The following is a 4,350-nucleotide window of genomic DNA, read 5'->3' as shown; positions in this document are numbered from 1 at the left end:
CAAGATTGCCTTTCGAAACACTGCCAATGCCATCGGTAATCTCAAAGAAGGCTGGCTCGCAGACTTTTTCAAAAGGTTGAACTACAAGAAAGGAAGAGCAACTGCTGTCTCTGCACTGGCCCGCAAACTTGCCGTCATCATCTGGAACATGCTTGTGAAAGGGCAAAGCTACCAACCACCTTCACTATATCTGTTCCTTGACGAGAAAAGAAAAATTGCTGCAGCCAAAAGAATTCAAAAACAAATCACTAAATTTGGATTGACTGACAGAGATATTGAAATCACAAAATACTGATTATCAATATTAAAATTTAACGTTAGTCAGAATTATTAAACAACAGTACTAAATGACAACTTTCCCAGTAATAGCTTCAACTTTATCAGAAACAGAATTAGGGAATTTTATAAAAGAAAAATATCAACTATCCGAAAGTTTTCAGTGTAAATTATTTAGAACGGGAGCAAATCATACCTACTTTATTTCGGATAATGAAACAAAATTTGTCTTTCGAGTTTACTGTTATAAGTGGCGAACAAAAAAGGAAATTGAGCAAGAATTGGAACTTCTCAATTTACTCAGAAATCATTCTTTTTCAATTTCGTATCCAATTTCAGATAGCAATAAAAGTTTTATTCAAGAAATTAATGCTCCTGAAGGAATTCGATATGCTGTACTTTTTTCATTTGCTAAAGGCGAGAAAATGCGTTTTATGTCTAATGAAACTTGTTTTTCAATAGGTTCTCTGATGGCAAAAATTCACAACATAACCGAAAATAAAAAATTAGAAAGAATAAATTATGATTCTGAAATTCTTTTGAACAAACCATACAATCTTTTAAATCAATATTTTAATGAAGAATTGGATGAAATGAAGTTTTTAAAAGAAATTGCAAGAAAAATTCCAGAGAAATTTGAAGAAATTAATGGATTAGGAAATACAACAGGAATCGTTCATTTGGACATTTGGTATGATAATTTTAGCGTAAATAACGAAAATGAAATCACAATTTTTGACTTTGATAATTGCGGAAATGGATTATTAATTTTAGATGTTGGTTATTTTCTGAAACAACTATTTTTTATAGAATCTGATAAAAATGAATACGAATTAAAGGCAAAAAATTTTCTAAATGGCTATCAAAAAGTTAGGAATTTATCTACAAAAGAGATTGAATTAATTCCCGAAGCTGGAGCATCAATATTTGTATTTTATCTTGGTGTTCAAGCTCAAAGATTTGATTGGTCGAATATCTTTTTTACCGAAAATTACCTTAAAATGTTTGTTGGAAGAATAAAAAATTGGCTTGATTATTATGAAGAAAAAAAATAAATACGGGTAACAAGGGTAAGTGTTGCACAACTTCCTATTCCTGATAAATTATCTTGATCAACTATAAAAAACGGCCTCTTTTAAAGCGATTTGAGAGAGGTTTTTTTTGTGGGCATAAGATGGGTTGGCTGATGGATTTTGTCACGATTTTTGGTCAAAAACGCGCGCCAAAATCTTTGGGGTTGGCGTGGTTCATTTTACCCCCGATTGGCACCGGGGCTATTAGCAAGGCACACCTATGGCGTGCGGAGTTGATTTTTTTTGGATTATGGGAAAGCGTAAGGATGTGTTGGGAGAATTGGGTATATTTGGTGTTAGCTGAAAGTTTTACAAAAGCATTTTTAAAAATAAACTTGGATGAATTACCAAAATTTGGTAACTTTGATTTACTTAATTTAAAAACAATCAAAATGGGACGAAATACATCTGTTTCTTTAGGAAATTATTTTGAGGATTTTGTGGATACAAAAGTTTCACAAGGAAGATTCAAAAATGCAAGTGAAGTAATTCGAGCTGGATTGAGACTTTTAGAAGAAGAAGAAAATAAAATTCAAATTTTAAAAAAAGCAATTCAAGATGGAATCGACAGTGGAATTGCAAAAGATTTTGACCCTAAAAAGCATCTGGAATCGCTAAAAGCCAAAATGAAAAATAATGGCTAAATATTCTTTAACAAATAAAGCTGTTGATGATCTTTCTGAAATTTATGAATACACATATGAAAATTGGTCTGAATTTCAAGCAGATAAATATTATGAAGAATTAATTGATTTCTGTCAAATGCTTGCTGAAAATCCTAAAGTTGGAAGAAACTACGAAAAAATTGATTTTGATTTTTTTGGATTTCTAGCAAATAAACATATTATTTTTTACAAAATTTTGAATTCTCAAGAAATTGAAGTTGAAAGAATTCTTGGAGCAGATACTGATTTAAAAAATAAAATTAATGTATAAAAAAACTTCTGCTAATAACCAGCTTTAGCTTTGCTCCGTTCGGCAGAGCCTCGGGTCGTACCAAAATCTTTGGGGAGGGTCTTGTGTTTTACCCCCGGTTAAATCTACAATAATTCCAAAACGGTCGTTGAATTTGCACGGCGAGAAATTTGTACATATATTTGTACAAATTAAAATACAAAATTATGTTAGTCGCAAGTGTTTCAGATTTTAGAAAAGATATAAAATCATATTTAGATAGAGTTGCAAAAAACTTTGAGACTCTAATTATAAATCGTGGAAAAGAAAACGGAATTGTTGTAATGTCGCTCGATGAATACAATTCTTTAATGGCCACAAATCACGAACTTGCTTCACGCAAAAATGAAATGCGTCTTGATTCTGCAATCGAAAAATTGAAAAGCGGAAATTCTTTTGAAAAACAATTAATCGAAGATTAAGGTGAAATATATTTTCGTGGACGAATCCTGGGAAGATTATTTGTATTGGCAAAAAACTGAAAAGAAAAAATTGAAAAGAATAAATGAATTACTGAAAGATATTTCAAGAAGTCCTTTTGATGGAATTGGAAAACCGGAACCTTTAAAGCACAAATATTCCGGATTTTGGTCGCGCCGAATCGATGATGAACATAGATTAATTTACAAATATGAAGATGGACAAATATTAATTGCAAAATGCAGATTTCATTACGACTAAAATTATGCAAAATATTACTGCAGATAACATTCGTAACTGTTGCACAACTCCCTATTTCTGATAAATATTATGTTCACCTATAAAAAACAACCTCTTTTAAAGCGATTTGAAAGAGGTTTTTTTTGTGGATCCTCCCCCTAGCCCCTCTACCAAGGAGAGGGGAATGTTTATCATCGGGAGATGAGGCGTTGATTTTGTCACGATTTTTGGCCAAAAATCCGCGCCAGAATCTTTTGGGGTTGCGGTGGTTCTTTTTACCCCAGTTGGCACCGGGCTATTAACAGGGCACACCTAGGGCGTGCTGGGGATTGGGATTTTTTTGTGGATTATGGGAAAGCGTGATGGGGATTATGGGGAATTGGATATATTGGTAATTAGGCGACATTTTATACAAACTTTCGCTTAGAAAGAAAAATAGTTTTAAATTTGAGAAAAGGTTTAAAATGAACACGGACTTACAAATACAAAATAAAAAACTGGAATTAATTCAATGGTTATCTACTATTGAAGATCTGAATTTTCTTGAAAAAATTTCAGATTTAATTTCTCGCGAAAATAAAAAAGATTGGGCTAATGAAATTTCAGATGCGGAAAGAAAGTCTATAGAGAAAGGAATTGCTCAAGCCGATGCAGGAAAATTAAATCCACACTCTAAGGCAAGAGAGATCTATGGAAAACGGTTATGAAATTCTTTGGACTGACCTAGCGTTAGAAGAACTTGACGAAACTGTTAAATATCTTGAAAGAGAGTTTTCCCAAAATGAAATCGATAATTTGGGAAATGAAATCGAAAGGATAATCTCAATTATTTCGCATAACCAATCATTTTCCCTTTTTCTGACAAATTGAAAACCAGAAAAGTCGTAATTCTGAAATTCAATACTTTGTATTACAGAATTATAAAAGAAAAAATTGAAATCATTTCTTTCTTTTCAAATCGGCAAAGCCCTGAAACAAGGAAAATATAAAAAAAGCCCGAACCACATTGGTAACCTTTTCACGCCCTGATAAAACATCATGGTCAACTATAAAAACCAACCTCTCTTAAAACGATTTAGGAGAGGTTTTTTTGTGGTAGAAAATAATGGGGTAATGGATTTTTGTCATGATTTTCAAAGGCCCTAAAACTGCATTATGTGTAGATTTTGTGAGTTTTGGGACTAAATCCTGAGCAGCCTGGATGATCAGATGGCTCCTGACAATAAACTGTGCGGCATACCATTGAATGTTGGTTACTCATTATTTTTTTTAAAGTATTTACAAAGTTGAGTTAACAGGGAATAAAATTTGAATTCCTATCTTTAAAGAACAAAAATATTTATGAATATCCGTAATTACACATAATTTCGTATATTTACTTATAATT

General features: G+C 32.1%; 6 protein-coding genes and 1 pseudogene. All 7 read left to right on the top strand.

Annotated elements, in window-relative coordinates:
• Positions 1-295, top strand: a pseudogene (locus B0B05_RS16075) (hypothetical protein); the annotation flags it as partial.
• A 52-nt stretch (positions 296-347) separates the two neighbouring features.
• Positions 348-1,331 (top strand): phosphotransferase, encoded by a 984-nt coding sequence (locus B0B05_RS16070; protein WP_076784582.1) that lies wholly within the window; start codon positions 348-350, stop codon positions 1,329-1,331.
• Between the two features lie 410 nt (positions 1,332-1,741).
• The gene (locus B0B05_RS16065) at positions 1,742-1,993 is read left to right on the top strand and encodes a type II toxin-antitoxin system ParD family antitoxin (protein WP_076784583.1); all 252 of its coding nucleotides are present in this window, start codon (positions 1,742-1,744) and stop codon (positions 1,991-1,993) included.
• Entirely contained in the window at positions 1,986-2,285 is a 300-nt protein-coding gene (locus B0B05_RS16060; RefSeq protein ID WP_076784581.1) for a type II toxin-antitoxin system RelE/ParE family toxin, read from the top strand. The genes B0B05_RS16065 and B0B05_RS16060 overlap by 8 nt, the downstream gene beginning before the upstream one ends.
• A 185-nt stretch (positions 2,286-2,470) precedes the next feature.
• The gene (locus B0B05_RS16055; protein ID WP_076784580.1) at positions 2,471-2,725 is read left to right on the top strand and encodes a type II toxin-antitoxin system Phd/YefM family antitoxin; all 255 of its coding nucleotides are present in this window, start codon (positions 2,471-2,473) and stop codon (positions 2,723-2,725) included.
• Between the two features lies 1 nt (position 2,726).
• The gene (locus tag B0B05_RS16050; RefSeq protein ID WP_076784579.1) at positions 2,727-2,984 is read left to right on the top strand and encodes a Txe/YoeB family addiction module toxin; all 258 of its coding nucleotides are present in this window, start codon (positions 2,727-2,729) and stop codon (positions 2,982-2,984) included.
• A gap of 443 nt (positions 2,985-3,427) precedes the next feature.
• Positions 3,428-3,670, top strand: a complete 243-nt coding sequence (locus B0B05_RS16045; protein ID WP_076784578.1) for a hypothetical protein — start codon at positions 3,428-3,430, stop codon at positions 3,668-3,670.
• Positions 3,671-4,350 lie beyond the last annotated feature (680 nt).

Origin of the sequence: Epilithonimonas bovis DSM 19482 (assembly GCF_900108115.1) — a bacterium.
GTDB lineage: Bacteria > Bacteroidota > Bacteroidia > Flavobacteriales > Weeksellaceae > Epilithonimonas > Epilithonimonas bovis.
Note: the sequence above shows the minus strand (reverse complement) of the source record. Positions and strands in the feature narration are given on the sequence as shown.